The following is a 22581-nucleotide window of genomic DNA, read 5'->3' on the forward strand; positions in this document are numbered from 1 at the left end:
CCCCTGACAGCGACAACCGCAATAGGCGTACTCCGTCTGACGGCTCGACGACGTGGCGGTGACCCGTCAACCGGGGCGCTGCGGGCGCTCGGCCGTCGCGTTGCTCAGGAGGTGACCTGCGCCCAGGCGACGCCGACTTCGGCGAGCAGCTCGCGCAGCAGCGGCAGGCTCAGGCCGATGACGTTGGAGGGGTCTCCCTCGATCCCGGTGACGAACGGCCCGCCCAGGCCGTCGAGGGTGAACGCTCCGGCCACGCGCAGGGGCTCCCCGGTGGCGACGTAGGCGTCGATCTCCTCGTCGGTCAGCTTGGCGAAGTGGACGGTCGTCGAGGCGACCGCGCCCAGGGTCGCGCCGGTGCCGCCCGCGTCATCGGCCCGGTCGTCGATGAGCCAGTGGCCGGTGTGCAGCACCCCGGAGCGGCCCCGCATCTGCCTCCAGCGCTCGACCGCCTCGGCGGCGTCGGCAGGCTTGCCGTGCATCTGCCCGTCGAGCTCGAGCACCGAGTCGCAGCCCAGGACCAGTGCGGACTCCGGCGCGTCCTCGATGCCGTCGCCGGCCAGCAGCGCCGAGGACACCGCCTCGCACTTCGCCCGGGCCAGCAGCAGCGCCAGGTCGTCGGGGGCCAGCTCGCCGTAGGCCTGCAGGGCCTGCGCGACCACGGCGTCCTCGTCCACGTCGCTGACCAGCACGAACGGGTCGATCCCGGCCCGGCGCAGGGTGGTCAGCCGGGCGGGGGAGGAGGATCCGAGGACGAACGACAGCGGGGACTCAGGCATGCCCGGAGGCTACCGGGCGCCGGCACCGGTCCCGGTCGCAGCCGGCGTGCCGGCCGGGGCCTGACCGGCCGGGGCCTGGGAGGCCGGTGCGGCCCGGAGGGCCACGGCCACCGCCGCGGCGAGGACCATGGCGGCACCGACCACCCAGAGCCCGGTCTTCTGGCTGCCGGTCAGGTCGGCCAGCCACCCCGTCACGTAGGGCGCGACGAACCCGGCGGTGTTGCCCACGGAGTTGACCAGCGCGATACCTCCGGCCGCCGCGGCCCCGGTGAGGAAGGTGGTCGGCAGCGCCCAGAAGGTGGGCAGCGCGCACATCACGCCGGTCGCGCAGACGGTCACGGCGACCATGGCCGCGAGCGGGCTGCCCAGGTAGAGCGCGACGGGGATCGCCGCCCCGCCGACGAAGGCCGGCAGCGCCACGTGCCAGACGCGCTCGCGGGTGCGGTCGCCGTGACGGGCCCACAGCACCATGGCGACGGCGCCCACGACGTAGGGCACCGAGTTGATCAGCCCGCGCTCGAGGATCGAGTAGCTCGTGCCGAACTGGGTCTCGAAGCCCTTGATGATCGTGGGCAGGAAGAAGCCGAGGGCGTACAGGCCGTAGACCACGCCGAAGTAGACGAACGCCAGCGCCCAGACCCGGCCGCTGGTCAGCGAGCCGCGCAGCCCGACGTGGTACTCGCGCTGCTTGTCCGCGTCCTCGGCGTCCATCACCGTGGCCAGGGCCTCGCGCTCACCCTGCTGGAGCCAGGCGGCATCGCGCGGCCGGTCGGTCAGGAACCACCACGTGACGACCCCGAGCAGGACCGCGGGCACGCCCTCGAGCAGGAACATGAACCGCCAGCCGCTGAGCCCGAACAGGCCGTCGCCGTGCTCGATGAGCAGCGAGGACAGCGGCGCGCCGAGGGCGGAGGACAGCGGCACCGCTGCCATGAACAGGGCCGTGACCCGGGCCCGGTCGCGCTGGGGGAACCAGTAGGTCAGGTAGAGGATGATCCCGGGGAAGAAGCCGGCCTCGGCGACGCCCAGCAGGAAGCGCAGCGCCACCAGCGCGCTGCCGTTGGGCACGAACGCGATCGCCCCGGCGACCAGGCCCCAGGTCAGCATGATCCGGGCGATCCAGCGCCGCGCGCCGAAGCGGTGCAGCGCCATGTTCGAGGGCACCTCGAGCAGCAGGTAGCCGATGAAGAACACCCCGGAGGCGAAGCCGAAGGCCGTGGCGCTCAGGCCCAGCTCGGCGTTCATGCCGTTGGGGCCGGCGAAGGCGATGTTGGTGCGGTCCAGGTAGTTCACGAAGTAGAGCAGCGCGAGGTACGGCGTGAGCCGGCGGGCGACCTTGCGGGTCGCCGACCCCAGCTCGGCCTCGTGCGTCGTCGCGGTGGTCATCCGGCCGTCCTCCCTGCCCCTGGCCCCGCGACGCCGGCCGAGCGGCTCAGCCCACGAGGTCGTCCACGTAGCACCATCTCCACGCCTCGCCCGGCTCGAAGCTGCGCACCACCGGGTGCCCGGTCTCGGTGAAGTGCCGTTCGGCGTGCCGGCCGACGGACGAGTCGCAGCAGCCGACCTTGCCACAGGTGAGGCACAGCCGCAGGTGCACGGGGGTCAGCCCCTCGCGCTCGCAGTCGGGGCAGCCGGCGGGGGTCTGGGGCTGGACGTGGATCCCGGAGTCCGCGAGGTGCTCGCACGCGCCGCCGACGGGCTCGGGCGGCAGCAGGGGCTCGTCGCGCAGGTCCTGGGTGCGCCGCTCCACCCGGTCGAGCATGGACTCCTCGAGGTCGAGGGCGGCCATGACGTGCTCGAGCACCTCGTGGTCGGCCCGCCCGGAGTCCCGGATCTCCAGCACCGCCTCGCGCTCGGCGGCGAGCATGGCGAGGCGCAGCCGGCGGTAGGTCTCGCTGGGCGTCTCCCGGTCGGATTCCGGGCTGCCGAGCCGCTCCCAGACGATGTTGGTGCGGGAGTCCGCCCGTGCCCGGAGCACCTCGACGGTGTCGGCGTCGGTCTCCTCGGCGACGCGGTCGAGCTCCTCCAGCCCCGCCTTCACCGCGGTCTGCAGCACCGTGGCCTCCTGCAGCGCGTCCTCGCGCGGGTCCGGCCCGTGCACCCCGAGCCGGCGCGCCATCCACGGCAGGGAGAACCCCTGGATCATCAGGGTGCCGCCGGTGACCACCAGCGCGGCGAGCACCAGCACCTCCCGGTGCGGGGTCCCCTGCGGCAGCACGAACGCGGCGGCCAGGGTCACGACGCCGCGCATCCCGGCCCACGACACGATCGCCGTGTGGGTCCACGGCGTCGAGCGGCCGAGGCGGTCGGGCCCCGGACGGATGGCCAGGTAGCGCGCGGGGAAGACCCACAGCGGCCGCAGCACGATCACGGCGACGAGCACGGCCAGGCACACCCCGGCGATCTGGCCCAGGCCGAGCGGGGAGTGGCGCACGTCGTCGATCACCCAGCGCACCTGGAGCCCGATGACGAGGAAGACCACGTTCTCGAGCAGGAACTGGATGGTGGTCCAGTTGATCCGCTCGCTCAGCCGCGAGGAGGCGCTCTGCAGCACCGGCGCCTTGTGGCCCAGCAGCAGCCCGGCCACGACGACGGCGAGCACCCCGGAGGCGTGGATGGCCTCCGCCGGCAGGTAGGCGACGAAGGGGGTCATGAACGACAGCGACGTGTCGAGCACGGAGTCGGTGACGTGCTTGCGCACGAGGCCGACGAGTGCGGCGACCGCGACGCCGACGGCCAGTCCGCCGACCGCCGAGAGGGCGAACTCCCCAGCGACCCCGCCCACGCTGACCGTGCCGGCGATGGCGGCGATGGCGGTGCGCAGGCAGACCAGGGCCGTGGCGTCGTTGACCAGCGACTCGCCCTCCAGGACGGTGACGACCCGCCGCGGCAGCCCGATGCGCCGGGCGATCGTCGTGGCCGCCACCGCGTCCGGCGGGGCGACGACGGCCCCGAGCGCGAACGCCGCGGCGAACGGCACCGGCAGCAGCAGCCAGGTGACCAGGCCGACGCCGAGGGCCGTGAACACGACCAGCCCGACCGAGAGGAACCCGATCGCCCGCCGGTTGTCCCGGAAGTCCACCAGCGAGCTGCGGATCGCCGCCGCGTAGAGCAGCGGGGGCAGCAGCCCGACGAGCACGACCTCCGCACTCAGGTGCACCTGCGGCAGGAACGGCAGGTATGACGCGCCGACGCCTACCAGCGTCAGGACCAGGGGCGCCGAGACGTCGTAGCGGCGGGCCAGTCCTGCGACAAGGGTGACCGTCGCGACGAGGGCGAGCGCGACCGTGGCTGCATGCACGCCCTGAATCCTCGCACCCGACCGGTTGGCCCACGGGCCGTGACCTCGGCGGGCGTGGCGCCGTTGAGCAGGGCGGACCGGGGCTCGCCGCTGTCCCGGCAGACGAAGGGATGACGGCAACGATGCGATGGACATCGAAAACGGCTTCTGGAGTGGCGGGCGTGGTTGTGCTGGGCGCAGCGGTGCTCGGCGGGCCGACGGCGCAGGCCGCCACGAACGACCCGCTCTACAGCAAGCTGTGGGGGCTTCAGCAGATCCACGCCGAGCAGGCCTGGTCGAAGTCCACCGGCGCGGGGGCCGTGGTCGCCGTCGTCGACACCGGCATCGACTTCAGCCAGCCCGACCTGCAGGGCCAGGTCCTCCAGGGCGCCACGTTCACCGGCTGCCAGAACACCCGCCCCTGCGGCAACGGTGACTTCCGCGGCCCGGACGGCGTCGACAACGGCGACGAGCACGGCACCCACGTGGCCGGCACGATCGCTGCCGTCCGCGGCAACGGCATCGGCGTCGTGGGCGTCGCCCCCAACGCCAAGATCCTGCCGGTCAAGGTGCTCGAGAACGGCTCCGGCTCCAGCGAGGACATCGCCGACGGCATCCGCTGGGCGGCCGACCACGGCGCCAACGTCATCAACCTGAGCCTCGGGTCGACGCCCGGTGGGCAGCTGCTCTCCATCACCGGCCTCGACACCGCCATGAAGGACGCGATCGCCTACGCACGCTCCAAGGGCGTCCTGACGGTGGCCGCGGCCGGCAACAGCTCGACCGCCCTGTGCAACGACCCGGCGTTCGACAGCGTCGCCATCTGCGTGGGCGCGACCGACCAGCGTGGCCTGCACAGCTGGTACTCCGAGCTGCCGAACAAGCTCGACCTGAAGTCGGTGTCGGCGCCGGGCGGCGCCGGCCTGTCCGCGCTCGGCCTGCCGGGGCAGTGCGACGAGGACATCTGGTCCACCGTCCCGGTCGGCACCGGCTCTGCCGGGTGCGGGCAGAAGGACTACGACGCGTATGCCGGCACCTCCATGGCCACGCCGCACGTGGCCGGTGTCGCGGCGCTGCTGTTCGCCCAGGGGCGCACCGTCGACCAGGTGGAGAACGCGATCCTGACGACGGCGCAGACGCCGGGGACCGCGACGCGCGGGACCTACACGCCGCTGTACGGCTACGGCGTGGTCGATGCGGCGGCAGCGGTCAACAGCTGACGTCGATCCGCCTGCGGCACAGGGCCGCCCGGGCCGAGTGGCCGGGGCGGCCCTGTGCGCTCCGATGGGTGGGACCGGGGGTGGTCTGAGCACCCTCAGATCACTGCTAATGTTTTCCCTGCGTTCAGCGCGAGGGACACCTCGGGCGGGCCGGACTCCCTTCCGGAGGCCAGCCGCCCGGTTTGACCCGGGAGCGCAGAGCGAGTAAGTTTGAAGGGTTGCCAGCGAGGCGGTTCGCACGAAGCGCCGGGTAGCTCGGACAACAACTCGAACGGTAGCCCCGGATCCAGGCTTGGGTGTCTGGTGATGGTGCGCGTCCGGTCCTTGAGAACTCAACAGCGTGCCAAAAATCGATGCCAATTACCTCGTCCCGGCGTCCCTTGGGGTGTCGGACGAATTTCCTTTGGTTGATTGAATTCAAGTCCAGCGGGCTTGGTTCTGTTTCAGCCGGATTTTTAACCCTTCGGGGTCTGTTTTCCCGCGGTCTTTCGGGACTGTGGGTGGCAAACATCAACGGAGAGTTTGATCCTGGCTCAGGACGAACGCTGGCGGCGTGCTTAACACATGCAAGTCGAACGGTGACCTGGGGAGCTTGCTTCCTGGTGATCAGTGGCGAACGGGTGAGTAACACGTGAGTAACCTGCCCCTCACTCTGGGATAACTCCGGGAAACCGGGGCTAATACCGGATATGACACAGACAGGCATCTGTACTGTGTGGAAAGTTTTTCGGTGGGGGATGGACTCGCGGCCTATCAGCTTGTTGGTGAGGTAGTGGCTCACCAAGGCGACGACGGGTAGCCGGCCTGAGAGGGCGACCGGCCACACTGGGACTGAGACACGGCCCAGACTCCTACGGGAGGCAGCAGTGGGGAATATTGCACAATGGGCGAAAGCCTGATGCAGCGACGCCGCGTGAGGGATGAAGGCCTTCGGGTTGTAAACCTCTTTCAGTACCGAAGAAGCGCAAGTGACGGTAGGTACAGAAGAAGCACCGGCTAACTACGTGCCAGCAGCCGCGGTAATACGTAGGGTGCGAGCGTTGTCCGGAATTATTGGGCGTAAAGAGCTTGTAGGCGGTTTGTCGCGTCTGCTGTGAAATTTCGGGGCTTAACCCCGAACTTGCAGTGGGTACGGGCAGACTAGAGTGTGGTAGGGGAGACTGGAATTCCTGGTGTAGCGGTGAAATGCGCAGATATCAGGAGGAACACCGATGGCGAAGGCAGGTCTCTGGGCCATAACTGACGCTGAGAAGCGAAAGCATGGGGAGCGAACAGGATTAGATACCCTGGTAGTCCATGCCGTAAACGTTGGGAACTAGGTGTGGGTCTCATTCCACGAGATCCGTGCCGCAGCTAACGCATTAAGTTCCCCGCCTGGGGAGTACGGCCGCAAGGCTAAAACTCAAAGGAATTGACGGGGGCCCGCACAAGCGGCGGAGCATGCGGATTAATTCGATGCAACGCGAAGAACCTTACCAAGGCTTGACATGTACCGGAAACGTGCAGAGATGTGCGCCCCGCAAGGTCGGTACACAGGTGGTGCATGGTTGTCGTCAGCTCGTGTCGTGAGATGTTGGGTTAAGTCCCGCAACGAGCGCAACCCTCGTTCTATGTTGCCAGCACGTGATGGTGGGGACTCATAGGAGACTGCCGGGGTCAACTCGGAGGAAGGTGGGGATGACGTCAAATCATCATGCCCCTTATGTCTTGGGCTTCACGCATGCTACAATGGCCAGTACAAAGGGCTGCGAAACCGCGAGGTGGAGCGAATCCCAAAAAACTGGTCTCAGTTCGGATTGGGGTCTGCAACTCGACCCCATGAAGTCGGAGTCGCTAGTAATCGCAGATCAGCAACGCTGCGGTGAATACGTTCCCGGGCCTTGTACACACCGCCCGTCAAGTCACGAAAGTCGGTAACACCCGAAGCCGGTGGCCCAACCCCTTGTGGGAGGGAGCTGTCGAAGGTGGGACTGGCGATTGGGACTAAGTCGTAACAAGGTAGCCGTACCGGAAGGTGCGGCTGGATCACCTCCTTTCTAAGGAGCACTGGCACCCCGCTCGTCACCGGTTGGTGGTGGGTGGATCGTGGTGTCCAGGTGGCCCGCCTCGACCGAACGCGTCGAGGGGGTTGCTCAAGGGTGGAACATCGATTAGTTGGCGCCGGCCGGTCGTGGCCGCACGAGTACAGCCTCAGCTTCTTCTTCGGGAGCGGTGGGGAGTGGAAAGTGCTTCACGGCCTGGGTGGCGCCTGGCACGTTGTTGGGTCCTGAGGGGTCGGGCGTTGAGCCTGTTCTTCTCGGATCGGTCCTCACCGTCAGCTGTTGGCTGGGGTGGGGGCGGGTTCTGGGCCTCACTGCATCTCGAACCGCCATGGCCTTGGGTCGTGGTAGGCGGGTGAGCTGGTGGGGTGCCGCCCGTATGTTGAGAACTACACAGTGGACGCGAGCATCTTTGTGGCCAAGTTTTTAAGGGCACACGGTGGATGCCTTGGCACCAGGAACCGAAGAAGGACGTAGGAATCTGCGATAAGCCTCGGGGAGTCGATAACCAGACTGTGATCCGAGGATTTCCGAATGGGGAAACCCGGCTGGAGGCAAGTCCAGTCACCCGCATCTGAACACATAGGGTGCGTGGAGGGAACGTGGGGAAGTGAAACATCTCAGTACCCACAGGAAGAGAAAGCAACCGCGATTCCGTGAGTAGTGGCGAGCGAAAGCGGATGAGGCTAAACCGGGCGTGTGTGATAGCTGGTAGGCGTTGCACGTTCGGGGTCGTGGGACGACCCGCACAGGGCTACTGACCTGTGAAGGAGTGAGAAATCTGCGTCATAGTCGAAGGGTCTTGAATGGCCCGGCACAGAGGGTGCGACCCCCGTAGACGAAATGGTGTGGACTCCTGGGTTGTATCCCAAGTAGCACGGGGCCCGAGAAATCCCGTGTGAATCTGGCGGGACCACCCGCTAAGCCTAAATATTCCCTGGTGACCGATAGCGGACAAGTACCGTGAGGGAAAGGTGAAAAGTACCCCGGGAGGGGAGTGAAATAGATCCTGAAACCGTGTGCTTACAATCCGTCGGAGCCTCCGTGTGGGGTGACGGCGTGCCTTTTGAAGAATGAGCCTGCGAGTTAGTGCTCCGTGGCGAGGTTAACCCGTGTGGGGAAGCCGTAGCGAAAGCGAGTCCGAACAGGGCGTTGTTAGTCGCGGGGTCTAGACCCGAAGCGAAGTGATCTACCCATGGCCAGGTTGAAGCGCGGGTAAGACCGCGTGGAGGACCGAACCCACTTAGGTTGAAAACTGAGGGGATGAGCTGTGGGTAGGGGTGAAAGGCCAATCAAACTTCGTGATAGCTGGTTCTCCCCGAAATGCATTTAGGTGCAGCGTCACGTGTTTCTTGCCGGAGGTAGAGCTACTGGATGGCTGATGGGCCTCACCAGGTTACTGACGTCAGCCAAACTCCGAATGCCGGTAAGTGAGAGCGTGGCAGTGAGACTGCGGGGGATAAGCTCCGTAGTCGAGAGGGAAACAGCCCAGACCACCAGCTAAGGTCCCTAAGCGTGTGCTAAGTGGGAAAGGATGTGGAGTTGCTGTGACAACCAGGAGGTTGGCTTAGAAGCAGCCACCCTTTAAAGAGTGCGTAATAGCTCACTGGTCAAGTGATTCCGCGCCGACAATGTAGCGGGGCTCAAGCACACCACCGAAGCTGTGGCATTGACACTTTGCCCGGCCAGACTTGTCTGGTCCAAGCGTGTTGATGGGTAGGGGAGCGTCGTGTGGCGGGTGAAGCGGCGGAGTGATCCAGCCGTGGACGCTACACGAGTGAGAATGCAGGCATGAGTAGCGAATGACGGGCGAGAAACCCGTCCGCCGAATAACCAAGGGTTCCAGGGTCAAGCTAATCTGCCCTGGGTAAGTCGGGACCTAAGGCGAGGCCGACAGGCGTAGTCGATGGACATCGGGTTGATATTCCCGAACCGGCGAAGAACCGCCCATATCGAACCATGTGATGCTAAGCGCCCAAAGCAAGCTGCTGATGCCTTCGGGCTAGGTGGTTTGTGGCGGCCGTGACCCGAGCATGTAGTAGGTAAGCGATGGAGTGACGCAGGAAGGTAGCCTCCGCGTGGCGATGGTTGTCCACGTCTAAAGGTGTAGGGCGAGAGGTAGGCAAATCCGCCTCTCACGTAGCCTGAGACCCCATAGTGACCGCGTTAGCGGGAAGAGGGTGATCCTATGCTGCCAAGAAAAACTTCTAGCGAGGTTCGAGCCGCCCGTACCCCAAACCGACTCAGGTGGTTAGGTAGAGAATACCAAGGCGATCGAGTGAATCGTGGTTAAGGAACTCGGCAAAATGCCCCCGTAACTTCGGGAGAAGGGGGGCCCGGATCGTGACCCCACTTGCTGGGTGAGCGTGAACGGCCGCAGAGACCAGGGAGAAGCGACTGTTTACTAAAAACACAGGTCCGTGCGAAGTCGCAAGACGATGTATACGGACTGACGCCTGCCCGGTGCTGGAACGTTAAGGGGACCGGTTAGCCTCACGGCGAAGCTGAGAACTTAAGCGCCAGTAAACGGCGGTGGTAACTATAACCATCCTAAGGTAGCGAAATTCCTTGTCGGGTAAGTTCCGACCTGCACGAATGGCGTAACGACTTCTCCACTGTCTCAACCACGAACTCGGCGAAATTGCACTACGAGTAAAGATGCTCGTTACGCGCAGCAGGACGGAAAGACCCCGGGACCTTTACTACAGCTTGGTATTGGTGTTCGGTACGGCTTGTGTAGGATAGGTGGGAGACTGTGAAGCATGCACGCCAGTGTGTGTGGAGTCAACGTTGAAATACCACTCTGGTCGTTCTGGATATCTAACCTCGGTCCGTGATCCGGATCAGGGACAGTGCCTGGTGGGTAGTTTAACTGGGGCGGTTGCCTCCTAAAAGGTAACGGAGGCGCCCAAAGGTTCCCTCAGCCTGGTTGGCAATCAGGTTTCGAGTGTAAGTGCACAAGGGAGCTTGACTGCGAGACAGACATGTCGAGCAGGGACGAAAGTCGGGACTAGTGATCCGGCGGTGGCTTGTGGAAGCGCCGTCGCTCAACGGATAAAAGGTACCCCGGGGATAACAGGCTGATCTTGCCCAAGAGTCCATATCGACGGCATGGTTTGGCACCTCGATGTCGGCTCGTCGCATCCTGGGGCTGGAGTAGGTCCCAAGGGTTGGGCTGTTCGCCCATTAAAGCGGTACGCGAGCTGGGTTTAGAACGTCGTGAGACAGTTCGGTCCCTATCCGCTGTGCGCGTAGGAAACTTGAGAAGAGCTGTCCCTAGTACGAGAGGACCGGGATGGACGAACCTCTGGTGTGTCAGTTGTCCTGCCAAGGGCACCGCTGATTAGCTACGTTCGGAAGTGATAACCGCTGAAAGCATCTAAGCGGGAAGCACGCTTCAAGATGAGGTTTCCATGGGCTTTGCCCGAGAGGCTCCCAGCTAGACTACTGGGTTGATAGGCCGGATGTGGAAGCACAGCAATGTGTGGAGCTGACCGGTACTAATAAGCCGATAACTTGATACAAAGATGCTACGCGTCCACTGTGTGGTTCCCGAGATACGGTCGGGAAACCACAAACTGAAGACAACAAAGACTTTGTTTGTGACTTGCCGGTAACCGCTCGAACGGGTTACGGCGGCCATAGCGAAGGGGAAACGCCCGGTCCCATTCCGAACCCGGAAGCTAAGCCCTTCAGCGCCGATGGTACTGCACTGGTGACGGTGTGGGAGAGTAGGACGCCGCCGGACAAACATTCACGGAAGGCCCCACCCCTGGTGGGGCCTTCCGCATTTCCCGGACCCTTTCCCGGCAGATCGTGACCGAACACCCGTTGGCCCGGGTTTGCGTGCCCTACGACGTCGCAAACGCGGGCCACGCGGTGTCTGGATACGGCTGTGGAGCAGCGCCAGGAACAGAAGAAGGGCCGCCGGCGGAAGCCGGCGGCCCTTCTTCATGCTGATGTGTCGCGGTCAGCTCAGGACGGCCTCACGCAGGACGTCCAGGCCGACGCCGCCGATGTCGAGCGCGCGGCGGTGGAACGCCTTGATGTCGAAGGCGTCACCCTCACGCGAGCGGACCTCGTCGCGCAGCTGCATCCAGAGCCGCTCACCGATCTTGTAGGACGGGGCCTGGCCCGGCCAGCCCAGGTAGCGGTTGAGCTCGAAGCGAAGCATGCCCTCGGACTCGAACGCGTGGGCGGTCAGGAACGCCCAGGCCTTGTCGTAGGTCCACTCGCCGCCGCCGACCTCCTCCGGGGCCTCGAAGCCGCAGTGGACGCCGATGTCGAGCACCACGCGGGCGGCACGCAGGGACTGGCCGCCGAGCATGCCCATGTAGTTGCCCGGGTCGTCCATGTAGCCGAGCTCGGCCATGAGCCGCTCGGCGTAGAGGGCCCAGCCCTCGCCGTGGCCGGAGGTCCAGGAGAACAGCCGGCGCCAACGGTTGAGCAGCTCGGAGCGGAACACCGTCTGCGCGACCTGGAGGTGATGGCCGGGGACGCCCTCGTGGTAGACGGTCGTCAGCTCGTTCCAGGTGCCGAACTCGGTCTCCCCCTTGGGGATCGACCACCACATGCGGCCGGGACGGCTGAAGTCCTCGCTGGGGCCGGTGTAGTAGATGCCGCCGGTCTGCGTGGGGGCGATGAGGCACTCGATGGTGCGCACCGGCTCGGGGATGTCGAAGTGGGCGTCGGCCAGGTTGCGGATCGCCTCGTCGGCGCGCTCCTGCATCCAGGCCTTGAGGGCGTCGGTGCCGTGCAGCTGGTAGGCCGGGTCCGCCTTGAGGTGGGCGATCGCCTCGAGCACGGTCGAGCCGGGCTCGATCTGCTCGGCGACCTTCTCCATCTCGGCGGTGATCCGGGCCAGCTCGGCCTTGCCCCACTCGTAGGTCTCGGCCAGGTCCACCTCCGCGCCGAGGAAGTAGCGCGACAGCAGGGCGTAGCGCTCCTGCCCGCAGGCGTCGGACTCCGGCGCGCGGTCCAGCAGCGTCTCCCCGAGCCACTGCCCGAGCGCGGCGTAGGCGTCGGCAGCGGCCTGCACGGAGGACCGCAGCTGCGTGGCCACCGCCTCGTCGAGGGCGTCCTCGCCGGCCTTGGCGCCGGCCACGAGGGTGGCGAAGTAGCCGTCGTCGGCGGTGTGGTCCTCGCACTGCTTGATGCACTCCCGCACCTGGCGCTGCGGCGTGATGTTGCCCGCGTCTGCCGCCTTGGTCAGGGACTGCTTCCACAGCTCGAGGGCGGCGGGCACCTTGGCCATGCGGCGGGCGATGACGGCCCACTGCTCCTGGGTGTCGGTGGGCATCAGGTCGAAGGCGTCGCGGACCTCCTGCATCGGCGAGGCGATGACGTTGAGCGCCATCTCGTCGAGGCCGGCGGCGTGCATCTCGTCGGCCAGGCCGAGGCGCTCACGCATCGCCGCGATGGTCACCCGGTCGATGTCGTCGGCCGGCACCGCCTCGGCGAGCGCCGCCAGCGTCTTCTGGCGCAGCTGGGCATGGGCCTCGTGGCCTGCGGGCGAGAAGTCGTCGATGTCCTCGTCGTGCCCGGGGATGCCCAGGTAGGTCGCCGTCAGCGGGCTGAGCTCGACGAACGCGTCGAGGTAGCCGTTGGCGATGCGGTCGACGTCGGTCGTGGGTCGCGCCGTGGGCGCGGAAGCGTCAGTGGTCACGCGCTCGAACGTATCGCGGGTGGCCGCCGATATCGACGGGTTTCGCCCCGGTGCCGCGGTGCCGGCTCACTCCAGCCAGGAGGCCGTGGTCCGGGTGCGCAGCCGCCACAGGGCCAGCGCCTCGCGCTGCCCGGGGAGGGCCAGTCCCGCACGAAGGCCTCCAGCCGCTCACAGGAAGCCACCATCTGGGCCTGCCGGTCGGCCCAGGCCGGTCGTGCGCCGTAGCCCTCGAACAGGGCGTCGAGGTCGTCGACCCGGTCGGGGTGGTGCATCCGCACGATCCACTCCGCCCACGCCAGGTCCCGCAGTGGGTGGCCCACGTCGACCATCTCCCAGTCGAGCAGGGCTGTGACCTCGCCGCTGTCGGGGTCCAGGAGCGTGTTCTGCGGGCCGAAGTCGCCATGGCAGCGCACCAGCCCCGGAGAGGGCGTCTCGGCATCGCCCGGCAGCCCGGTGCGCGGGAGGGTGGCCACGGCACCGGCCAGCGCGCCACAGGCCCGCAGGACCGCGGAGGCCTGGCCAGCCTCGATCAGGTCCTGGCCCGGCGTGCCCGGCACCAGGGCGGTGACCGTCTCGGACTCCGTGCCGGACACCAGCGCGGGCACGGGCACGACGGCGCCGAACGAGCGCAGCGCCGCCTGCTCCCGCGCGGCCCGCCACGCGGCGTCGGGGCCCTGGTACTCCTTGGTGACCACCCGGCCGTCGCTCTCGGTCAGGTTGGTGTAGCCGTGGCGCACGAGGGCGTCCCTCCAGTGGTGCGTCGAACCGCGCTCTGCGCGGAGGACCAGCTGGTCAGCGCGGCCAGGCCGAGGCGCGCCAGGCGCCCCGGCCGTGCACGTGCGGCGCGCGCACGAGGCGCTCCCGGGAGGCCCACACCGAGGTGTGGCGGGGTGCGGGCTCGTCGGCTGCGGACCCGGCCGCGGCGGCCAGCACCGCGACGAGCGCGGCCACCTCCTCCGGCGTCGCGTTGCCGCGGGCCACCGAGATCGGGATGACCTGTGCGGTCGCCTCGGCGGGCGTCTGCTCGCTCACAGCGGGATGTTCCCGTGCTTCTTGGGCGGCAGCGTCTCGCGCTTGTTCTTCAGCGCCCGCAGCGCCTTGATGACGTAGGAGCGTGTGTAGGACGGCGGGATCACCGAGTCCACGTAGCCACGCTCGGCGGCGACGTAGGGGTTGGCGAGGGTGTCTTCGTACTCGGTGATGAACTTCTGGCGCGCCGCGGCCAGGTCCTCACCGCGCTCGGCAGCCGCGGCCAGCTCCTTGCGGTAGAGGATGTTGACCGCGCCCTGGGCACCCATGACCGCGATCTGCGCGGTCGGCCACGCCAGGTTGATGTCGGCGCCGAGGTGCTTGGACCCCATGACGTCGTAGGCGCCGCCGTAGGCCTTGCGGGTGATGATCGTGACCTTGGGGACGGTGGCCTCGGCGTAGGCGTAGATGAGCTTGGCGCCGCGGCGGATGATGCCGTTCCACTCCTGGTCGGTGCCGGGCAGGAAGCCGGGCACGTCCACGAAGGTCAGCACCGGGACGTTGAACGCGTCGCAGGTGCGCACGAAGCGCGCTGCCTTCTCGGAGGCGTCGATGTCGAGGGTGCCGGCGAACTGCATCGGCTGGTTGGCCACGACACCCACGGACCGGCCCTCGACCCGGCCGAAGCCGCAGATGATGTTGGGCGCGAACAGCGGCTGCACCTCGCAGAAGTCGCCGTCGTCGACGACGTGCTCGATGACCGTGTGCATGTCGTACGGCTGGTTGGCCGAGTCGGGGATGAACGTGTCGAGGAAGGTGTCCTCCTCGGTGACCGCGAGGTCCACGTCGACGTCGAACGCCGGGGCGTCCTCCATGTTGTTGGACGGTAGGTAGGACAGCAGCGACTTCACGTAGTCGATCGCGTCGTCCTCGTCGCTGCCCATGTAGTGGGCCACACCGGACTTCGTGTTGTGCGAGCGGGCGCCGCCGAGGTCCTCGAACGCCACGTCCTCGCCGGTGACCGTCTTGATGACGTCGGGGCCGGTGATGAACATGTGCGAGGTCTGGTCGACCATGACGGTGAAGTCGGTGATGGCGGGGGAGTAGACCGCACCGCCGGCACAGGGCCCCATGATCAGCGAGATCTGCGGGATGACGCCCGAGGCGTGCACGTTGCGCTGGAAGATCTCGCCGTAGAGGCCGAGGGAGACCACGCCCTCCTGGATGCGCGCGCCACCGGAGTCGTTGATGCCGATGACCGGGCAGCCGGTCTTCATCGCCAGGTCCATGACCTTGACGATCTTCTCGCCGAAGACCTCGCCCAGGGAGCCGCCGAAGACGGTGAAGTCCTGCGCGAAGACGCACACCGGCCTGCCGTCGACCGTGCCGTAGCCGGTGACGACGCCGTCGCCGTAGGGGCGGTTCTTCTGCTGACCGAACGCGGTGGAGCGATGCCGCGCGAGCTCGTCCATCTCGACGAACGAGCCCTCGTCGAGCAGCTGCTCGATCCGCTCGCGCGCGGTCTTCTTGCCCTTCGCGTGCTGCTTCTCGACCGCCCGCGCCGACCCGGCGTGGACCGCCTCGTCGTTGCGCCGGTGCAGGTCGGCCAGCTTGCCCGCGGTGGTGTGGATGTCAATCGCCGGTGCGTCGACGGCATCCGGACTCTGAACAGCATCAGCCATGTCGGGCAGCCTAGCCTTAGCCGCGTGAGAGAGCCGATGGACGTCCATGCCCTGCAGGAGGCGTTGCTCACGCCCGAGGGCCCGTGGAGCGCGCTGGACGTGCTCGAGACGGTCGACTCCACCAACCTCGAGGCCCTGCGCGACCCCCGGCCGTGGCGGGTCGTCCTGGCCGAGCACCAGAGCGCCGGGCGTGGCCGGCTCACCCGCCAGTGGGAGGCTCCGGCCCGGGCGTCCGTGGCCGTCTCGGTGGTGCTTCCCGTGGGTGGCAGCTCCGACCCGGGCTGGTTGCCCCTCGTGACCGGTATGGCGATGGGCCGGGCCCTCGCGGACGTCGCCGGGGTGCGCCCCGGGCTGAAGTGGCCCAACGACCTGCTCCTGGGGGACCGCAAGGTCTGCGGCGTGCTGTGCGAGCTGACCGGCAACGGCACCGTGGTGGTGGCCGGCGCCGGCGCCAACGTCGACCAGGGGCAGCACGAGCTGCCGGTGCCGACCGCGACCTCGTTGCACCTCGAGGGGGCGCAGGGCATCCGCCGGGAGGACGTGGTCATCGCCTTCCTGGGCCACCTCGCCGCACTGCACGGCGAGTGGGTGCTCGGGGGAGCGGCGCTGGGACGGGTGCGGGCGGCATACCGCCAGGAGTGCGTCACGATCGGGCAGGAGGTCGACGTCCACCAGCCCGGCGGCGCGCTGCTGCGCGGCACCGCCACCGGGGTCGACGACAGCGGCCGGCTCGTCCTGGAGACCGGGCGGGGACGGGTGGTCCACGCGGCCGGTGACGTCGTCCATGTGCGTCGGGTCACACGAGCACAGCCGGACAGGGCATGATCGGGCGTGTGCCCCGAAACCTGACGCTGTGACGCGTGCCCCGCATCGGTCGCCATCGTGCCCGCCCCGGAGCTGACGTGACCGGGGGGTTCGAGCCTGCCGCCGACGAGGTCGAGGCGCGGCTGCTGGGGCAGTCGCGCACCCTGCGGCGCCGCGATGTCAGCAGCGCGGCCGGGCTGTCGCTGCGCAGCGCGCGCAAGTTCTGGCACGCGCTCGGCTTTGCCAACGTCGAGGACGACGAGGACCGGGTGTTCACCCAGTCCGACATCCAGGCACTGCGCTCGGTGGCCGACCTGGTGCGCGAGGGGGTCTTCGACGAGCCGACCGCGCTGGCCATGACCCGGGCGTTCGCCCGCACCACCGACCGGCTGGCGGTGTGGCAGACCCAGCTGATGGCCGAGGCGCTGGGCGACCTCGGCGCCGGCGACGCCCCCGGCGCCGGACGGCACGACACCACCCGGGCGGTCCCGGACCTGGAGACCGCCCGGAAGGCGGCGGCCAAGCTCGCCGACGTCGCCGACGACCTCGAGCCGCTGCTGGTCTACGCGTGGCGCCGGCACCTCGTCGCCGCGATCGAGCGCATGGTCGCCGACGCGGACCCCGAGCAGGACAACGTGGGCATCGTGCGCAACGTGGGCTTCGCCGACCTGGTGTCGTTCACCCGCCTGGTCCGCCGGCTCTCCGAGCGTGAGCTGGCGCAGGTCGTCCAGCGCTTCGAGGAGCTGGCCTCCGACATCGTCACCGCCCACGGCGGCCGCGTGATCAAGACCGTCGGCGACGAGGTGCTCTACGTGACGGTCACCCCCGCTGCCGCGGCGGCGATCGCGCTGGACCTGGTCGAGGCGATGGCCGAGGACGAGGTGCTGCCGGACGTGCGGGTCGGTATGGCGACCGGCCGGGTGGTGCCGCGCCTCGGGGACGTCTTCGGCACCACGGTCAACCGTGCCTCCCGCCTGACGGCGGTGGCCCGGCCCGGGTCGGTGCTGGTGGACGACGGGCTGGCCGCCAAGCTGGCCAGCCTGTCGGGGTTCGAGATGACGGCGTTGCGCCGGCGCTCGCTGCGGGGGATCGGGCCGGTGACGCCCTGGCTCCTGAGCCGCACGGGCGAGGTCCGCCGTCGAGGTCAGGCAGCAGACACCAAGGAGGATCAGTGAGCACGCAGGAGCAGCCCGGGGACCGCCGGCTGGTGACGATCACCCGCCACGGGGAGGGCGGCCACGTGGCCGAGCTGGCGCTCGACCGGCCGGAGGCGATGAACGCGGTCTCCACCGCGATGGCCCGGGACCTTGCCGACGCCACGGCCGAGCTGGCCGCCGACGAGGACGTGCGCGCGGTGATCCTGACGAGCACCAGCCCCAAGGCGTTCTGCGTCGGCGCGGACCTGAAGGAGCGCAACTCCTTCAGCGACGCCGACCTGATGCAGCAGCGGCCGGTGGCCCGCGCGGCCTACACCGGCGTGCTCAACCTGCCGGTGCCCTCTATCGCGGTCGTCGAGGGCTTCGCCCTCGGCGGCGGGCTGGAGATCGCCCTGTCCTGCGACCTCATCGTGGCGGGGGAGGCCGCGGTCGTGGGACTGCCCGAGGTGTCGGTCGGGGTGATCCCCGGGGGTGGTGGCACCCAGCTGCTGACCCGGCGCATCGGCTGGTCGCGCGCGGCGGGCATGGTGTTCACGGCGCGGCGGATGGCGGCCGCGGAGGCTGCCGCGCTGGGGGTCGTCGACGAGGTCGTCGGGGCCGGCGAGGCTCGCGACTGGGCGCTGCACCTGGCCGCGGAGATCGCGGCGAACTCCCCGGTCGGGCTGCGCAATGCCAAGAAGGCGATGCGCCTCGGCATGGACGTCGACCTGGCCACCGGACTGGAGGTCGAGGACGCCTGCTGGCGCGCCACCGCCTTCTCCGGGGACCGCAAGGAGGGCGTGGCGGCTTTTGCCGAGAAGCGTCGTCCGGCGTGGCCCGGTCGCTGACAGTACCTGCTGTCTCTACGATGCCCGATATGACCCGCGTGCTGCTGGCCGAAGACGACCCCGCCATCTCTGAACCTCTCGCTCGCGCCCTGCGCCGCGAAGGCTACGACGTCGATGTGCGCGGGGATGGTCGTGCGGCCCTCGACGGGGCCGCCGAAGGCCCCGACCTCGTCGTGCTCGACCTCGGACTGCCCCACATCGACGGACTGGAGGTGTGCCGGCGCATCCGCGCCGACGGGCGCACCGTGCCGGTGCTCATCCTCACGGCCCGCGCCGACGAGGTGGACACCGTCGTCGGCCTCGACGCCGGCGCCGACGACTACGTGACCAAGCCGTTCCGACTGGCCGAGCTGCTGGCCCGGGTGCGGGCGCTGCTGCGCCGTCACCCGCTGGACTCCGCGCCGACCAACGAGCTGGTGCGCATCGACCCCGAGGGGCGCCGCGCCTGGTTCAACGACGAGGAGCTGCAGCTGACGGCCAAGGAGTTCGACCTCCTGCGCGTGCTCGTGCGCGAGCAGGGCAAGGTCGTCTCGCGCGAGCAGCTCATGCGGGAGATCTGGGAGACCGCGTGGTTCGGGTCCACCAAGACCCTGGACATGCACATCTCGGTGCTGCGCAAGAAGCTCGGCGACGACGCGGCCCAGCCGCAGTACATCTCCACCGTGCGCGGCGTGGGCTTCCGCTTCGAGCGCGGCGACCGGAGCTGAGGACCAGCCATGCGTGAGCGGCTCGTCCGCTCCACCGTCATCGCCGTCGTCCTGTCGGTCGTCATCGTCGGCGCGCCCCTGTTCTTCGGGGCGGTGTGGATGCTGGCGGACGAGGGGTCCCGGCTGCGCACGTGGCTGGTCGCCGGCCAGAGCATGACGCAGCTCGCCCAGCTGCTGGGCATCATCACCGCGCTGTCGGTGCTCGCGGTCGTCGTCGGCGTCCTCGTGGCCTCGGCGCAGGCCCGCAAGCTCTCCGAGCCGATGACCGAGCTGGCCGACCGGGCCGAGCGGCTGGGTGCCGGGGAGTCCCGGTTCCAGCCGCTCGTCAGCGGGATCGCCGAGATCGACCGGGTCTCGGAGGTGCTCTCCCGCAGTGCGCAGCAGCTCAAGCGGTCACTGGCCTCGGAGCGTGACTTCGCCTCCGACGCCTCGCACCAGCTGCGCACCCCGCTCACGGCGCTGCTCATGCGGCTCGAGGAGATCTCGGTGACCGACGACCTGGCGGTGGTGCAGGAGGAGGCCAACATCGCCATCGCCCAGGTGGAGCGGCTCACCCGCGTCGTCGACGACCTGCTGGCGCGCAGCCGCTCCGGTCACGACGCACCCCGGCCCAGCGTCTCCCTCGACTCGGTCATCGCGGCGCTGCAACGCGAGTGGCAGCCCGCGTTCGAGCAGGCGCGCCGCTCGGTGCGCGTGCACGGCCAGCGGGGGCTGTCGGTCCAGGCGACACCGGTCGCGCTGTCCCAGGTGCTCTCGACGCTGCTGGAGAACTCCCTCGCGCACGGTCGCGGCACCGTGGACGTGCACGCCCGTCGCAGCGGCCCGTCGGTCGTCGTGGAGGTCAGCGACCAGGGCGACGGCGTCCCCGCGGCGATCGCGCCGCACATCTTCGAGCGGTCGGTCACCACGACCGGCACGGGGCTGGGCCTGGCGCTGGCCCGGGACCTCGCCGAGTCCAACGGCGGCCGGCTGGAGCTGATCCAGACCCAGCCGGCGATCTTCGCGCTGTTCCTGTCCGAGGACCAGAGCCTCAACTGACGCCGGACCTCGCCCGCCGGGCAGCGGCATCGCCCGTGAGGGCGAGGTCGACGTCCGGGAGGTGAGGCGCGCCGGAGTGCCGGCCACCCGGCATACCGGGCGGTGCGGGCTCAGACCTGGATCGTGGACTCGAGCGGCGGGTTCTCGGAGAAGACGAACCGGCGGTAGGCCCAGAAGCGGAACAGCGTGCCCAGCACGAGGCCCACCCCGTTGGCGCTGATGTTGTCGGCCAACGGCGAGGTCAGGTCGAGCACGTAGTGCGAGAAGCCCAGGCAGCCCAGGGCGATGCCCATGCCGACGACGTTGAACAGGACGAACAGCGCCAGCTCGTGGTGGACCGCGGTGCGGCGGCGGTGCCGGAAGGTCCAGTAGCGGTTGCCCGCCCACGCCGTGAGCGTGGCCAGGGTGACCGAGATGACCTTGGCCGTCAGGGGCTTGTCGTAGAGCGGGCCGTGGCCGCCGACGAAGCGCAGTGCGTTGAAGGTGCCGACGTCGACGACGAGGGCGACGGCGCCCACCACGCCGAACTTGAGCATCTCGCGGACGAGGACGTCCACGGCACCGCGCAGGCGCGCGATCGTCGAGGGCTGGTCGGTGGGCACCTGTCGAGCGTAACGGCCGCCGGGCGGCGGCACCGAATCCTCGCCCGGATAGGCTCGCCCCCGTGACCTCTCCGCAGCGCGCTCCTGGAGGCTTCCCCGTCGTCGGCATCATCGGCGGCGGCCAGCTCGCCCGGATGTGCCAGCCACCCGCGGTCGGCCTCGCGGTCACGTTGAGCGTGCTGGCCGAGACCCCTGACGCGTCCGCAGCCCTGGTCGTGCCCTCAGCGCCGGTGGGCGACTACACCGACGTGGAGACCGTGCGCGAGTGGGCGCGCTCCTGCGACGTGGTGACCTTCGACCACGAGCACGTGCCGGCGCCGGTGCTGGCCGCGCTCGAGGCCGACGGGGTGCCGTTGCACCCCAGTCCGGCCGCGCTCGTCTTCGCCCAGGACAAGCTGGCCATGCGCCGGAGGCTCAGCGAGGTCGGCGTCGGCTGCCCGCGGTGGGCAGCGGTCCGCACCGCCGAGGAGCTCAAGGCGTTCGGGGAGGACGTCGGCTGGCCGGTCGTGGTGAAGACGCCGCGCGGCGGCTATGACGGCAAGGGGGTCCGGGTCGTCGGCTCGGTCGACGAGGCCGCCGACTGGCTCGAGGCCAGCGCCCGGGACGCGGCCAGTGGTGGTCCGCTCGCCGAGGGCCTGCTGGCCGAGGAGAAGGTCGAGTTCACCCGCGAGCTGGCGGTGCTCGTGGCGCGCAGCCCCTCCGGGCAGGCCGCCACGTGGCCGGTCGTGGAGACCGTCCAGGTTGACGGGATCTGCACCGAGGTGCTGGCGCCCGCACCGGGGATGTCGGACGACCTGTCGGCCGAGCTGACCGAGGCGGCGCTGCGCGTGGCCGGGGCGCTGGAGGTCACCGGTGTCATGGCGGTGGAGATGTTCGAGGTGTCGCACCCGCACACCGGTGAGCCGGACTACGTCGTCAACGAGCTGGCCATGCGGCCGCACAACTCCGGGCACTGGAGCATCGACGGCGCGGTCACGAGCCAGTTCGAGAACCACCTGCGCGCGGTCCTCGACCTCCCGCTGGGGTCGACCGCCCCGCGCGCGCCGTGGACGGTCATGGCCAACGTGCTCGGCGGCGACTACCCCGAGCTCTACCCGGCCTACCGGCACATCATGGCGCGTGACCCCGGGGCGCGATTTCACTTGTATGGCAAGGGAGTTCGTCCCGGTCGCAAGATCGGGCACGTCAACGTCAGCGGTGACGACCTGGCTGACCTGCGGGAGCGGGCCGGGCACGCCGCGGACTACCTGAGGGGAGTCGTCACGGAATGAGCACCAACGACACCGGGGCCCTGGTCGGCCTGGTCATGGGCAGCGACAGCGACTGGCCGGTCATGGTGGAGGCGGCCAAGGCGCTGGAGGAGTTCGGCATCGCCTATGAGGCCGACGTCGTCTCGGCGCACCGGATGCCGCAGGAGATGATCGCCTACGGCGAGAACGCGGCCTCCCGGGGCCTGCGGGTCATCATCGCCGGCGCCGGGGGAGCGGCCCACCTGCCGGGCATGCTCGCGTCGGTGACCCCGCTGCCGGTGATCGGCGTCCCGGTGCCGCTGAAGCACCTCGACGGGATGGACTCGCTGCTGTCCATCGTGCAGATGCCCGGCGGCGTGCCGGTCGCCACCGTCTCCGTGGGCGGGGCACGCAACGCGGGTCTGCTCGCCGTGCGGATCCTCGCCTCCGGCGCCGACGCCGAGGCCGAGCAGCTGCGGGCGCAAATGGTGGACTTCCAGCGCCGGCTGCGGGACGAGGCTCACGCCAAGGGGGAGCGGCTGCGCTCGCGGCGCACCCAGCGCACGGGCTTCGGCTCGGCCTGACC

The 22581-nt window shown here is 68.8% G+C and carries 16 protein-coding genes and 3 rRNA genes; 11 read left to right on the forward strand and 8 right to left on the reverse strand.

The annotated features are described in order from the left end of the window. Positions 1 to 104: 104 nt before the first annotated feature. From FB474_RS03230 to FB474_RS03240, 3 genes are read right to left on the reverse strand one after another with little or no spacing between them, the layout of a single operon-like run. Entirely contained in the window at positions 105 to 776 is a 672-nt protein-coding gene (locus tag FB474_RS03230) for a Maf family protein (protein WP_141787348.1), read from the reverse strand. A 9-nt stretch (positions 777 to 785) separates the two neighbouring features. Beyond that, the gene (locus tag FB474_RS03235) at positions 786 to 2162 is read right to left on the reverse strand and encodes an MFS transporter (protein WP_141787349.1); all 1377 of its coding nucleotides are present in this window, start codon (positions 2160 to 2162) and stop codon (positions 786 to 788) included. 46 nt (positions 2163 to 2208) lie between these two features. Next, positions 2209 to 4077 carry a Na+/H+ antiporter gene (locus FB474_RS03240; RefSeq protein WP_246092018.1) on the reverse strand — a complete coding sequence of 623 codons (1869 nt, stop codon included), beginning with the start codon at positions 4075 to 4077 and terminating at the stop codon, positions 2209 to 2211. A gap of 161 nt (positions 4078 to 4238) precedes the next feature. Between FB474_RS03240 and FB474_RS03245 the strand changes: the two genes are divergently transcribed. The 4 genes from FB474_RS03245 to rrf all read left to right on the forward strand — a co-directional run bounded on the left by FB474_RS03245 (position 4239) and on the right by rrf (position 11063). Further along, the gene (locus tag FB474_RS03245) at positions 4239 to 5276 is read left to right on the forward strand and encodes a S8 family serine peptidase (RefSeq protein ID WP_246092019.1); all 1038 of its coding nucleotides are present in this window, start codon (positions 4239 to 4241) and stop codon (positions 5274 to 5276) included. Between the two features lie 510 nt (positions 5277 to 5786). Further along, a 16S ribosomal RNA gene (locus FB474_RS03250) occupies positions 5787 to 7312 on the forward strand. 419 nt (positions 7313 to 7731) lie between these two features. Continuing rightward, positions 7732 to 10839, forward strand: a 23S ribosomal RNA gene (locus tag FB474_RS03255). A 107-nt stretch (positions 10840 to 10946) separates the two neighbouring features. Further along, a 5S ribosomal RNA gene (gene rrf, locus FB474_RS03260) occupies positions 10947 to 11063 on the forward strand. The 16S, 23S and 5S rRNA genes sit together here, the layout of an rRNA operon. A 222-nt stretch (positions 11064 to 11285) precedes the next feature. Here rrf and FB474_RS03265 read toward each other — a convergent pair. From FB474_RS03265 to FB474_RS03280, 4 genes are read right to left on the reverse strand one after another with little or no spacing between them, the layout of a single operon-like run. Beyond that, the gene (locus tag FB474_RS03265) at positions 11286 to 12980 is read right to left on the reverse strand and encodes a DUF885 domain-containing protein (RefSeq protein WP_141787352.1); all 1695 of its coding nucleotides are present in this window, start codon (positions 12978 to 12980) and stop codon (positions 11286 to 11288) included. Continuing rightward, a complete protein-coding gene (locus tag FB474_RS03270; protein ID WP_185746014.1) occupies positions 12977 to 13717 on the reverse strand; it encodes a phosphotransferase family protein in 741 nt (246 codons plus the stop codon). Before FB474_RS03270 ends, FB474_RS03265 begins: the two co-directional genes overlap by 4 nt. Positions 13718 to 13772: 55 nt before the next feature. Next, entirely contained in the window at positions 13773 to 14012 is a 240-nt protein-coding gene (locus tag FB474_RS03275) for an acyl-CoA carboxylase epsilon subunit (protein WP_246092020.1), read from the reverse strand. Further along, entirely contained in the window at positions 14009 to 15631 is a 1623-nt protein-coding gene (locus FB474_RS03280) for an acyl-CoA carboxylase subunit beta (protein ID WP_141787354.1), read from the reverse strand. The genes FB474_RS03275 and FB474_RS03280 overlap by 4 nt, the downstream gene beginning before the upstream one ends. A gap of 24 nt (positions 15632 to 15655) precedes the next feature. On the opposite strand from FB474_RS03280, the gene FB474_RS03285 reads away from it, so the two are divergent. From FB474_RS03285 to FB474_RS03305, 5 genes are all read left to right on the forward strand, one after another. Continuing rightward, positions 15656 to 16456: a biotin--[acetyl-CoA-carboxylase] ligase gene (locus FB474_RS03285; RefSeq protein WP_141787355.1), complete on the forward strand. Its 801-nt coding sequence runs from the start codon at positions 15656 to 15658 to the stop codon at positions 16454 to 16456. Positions 16457 to 16533: 77 nt separating this feature from the next. Continuing rightward, positions 16534 to 17610: an adenylate/guanylate cyclase domain-containing protein gene (locus FB474_RS03290; protein ID WP_246092021.1), complete on the forward strand. Its 1077-nt coding sequence runs from the start codon at positions 16534 to 16536 to the stop codon at positions 17608 to 17610. Continuing rightward, positions 17607 to 18419, forward strand: coding sequence for an enoyl-CoA hydratase/isomerase family protein (locus FB474_RS03295; RefSeq protein ID WP_141787356.1), 813 nt, complete (start codon positions 17607 to 17609; stop codon positions 18417 to 18419). The genes FB474_RS03290 and FB474_RS03295 overlap by 4 nt, the downstream gene beginning before the upstream one ends. 29 nt (positions 18420 to 18448) lie before the next feature. Then, positions 18449 to 19126 carry a response regulator transcription factor gene (locus tag FB474_RS03300; RefSeq protein WP_141787357.1) on the forward strand — a complete coding sequence of 226 codons (678 nt, stop codon included), beginning with the start codon at positions 18449 to 18451 and terminating at the stop codon, positions 19124 to 19126. 9 nt (positions 19127 to 19135) lie between these two features. Next, the gene (locus FB474_RS03305) at positions 19136 to 20164 is read left to right on the forward strand and encodes a sensor histidine kinase (protein ID WP_141787358.1); all 1029 of its coding nucleotides are present in this window, start codon (positions 19136 to 19138) and stop codon (positions 20162 to 20164) included. 110 nt (positions 20165 to 20274) lie between these two features. Here FB474_RS03305 and FB474_RS03310 read toward each other — a convergent pair whose 3' ends face one another. Beyond that, positions 20275 to 20766: a GtrA family protein gene (locus FB474_RS03310; RefSeq protein WP_246092022.1), complete on the reverse strand. Its 492-nt coding sequence runs from the start codon at positions 20764 to 20766 to the stop codon at positions 20275 to 20277. 62 nt (positions 20767 to 20828) lie between these two features. On the opposite strand from FB474_RS03310, the gene FB474_RS03315 reads away from it, so the two are divergent. Next, positions 20829 to 22037, forward strand: coding sequence for a 5-(carboxyamino)imidazole ribonucleotide synthase (locus FB474_RS03315; protein ID WP_141787359.1), 1209 nt, complete (start codon positions 20829 to 20831; stop codon positions 22035 to 22037). Then, positions 22034 to 22579 carry a 5-(carboxyamino)imidazole ribonucleotide mutase gene (purE, locus tag FB474_RS03320; protein ID WP_141787360.1) on the forward strand — a complete coding sequence of 182 codons (546 nt, stop codon included), beginning with the start codon at positions 22034 to 22036 and terminating at the stop codon, positions 22577 to 22579. Before FB474_RS03315 ends, purE begins: the two co-directional genes overlap by 4 nt. Positions 22580 to 22581: the final 2 nt, after the last annotated feature.

The organism is Oryzihumus leptocrescens (assembly GCF_006716205.1).
Classification (GTDB): Bacteria; Actinomycetota; Actinomycetes; order Actinomycetales; family Dermatophilaceae; genus Oryzihumus; species Oryzihumus leptocrescens.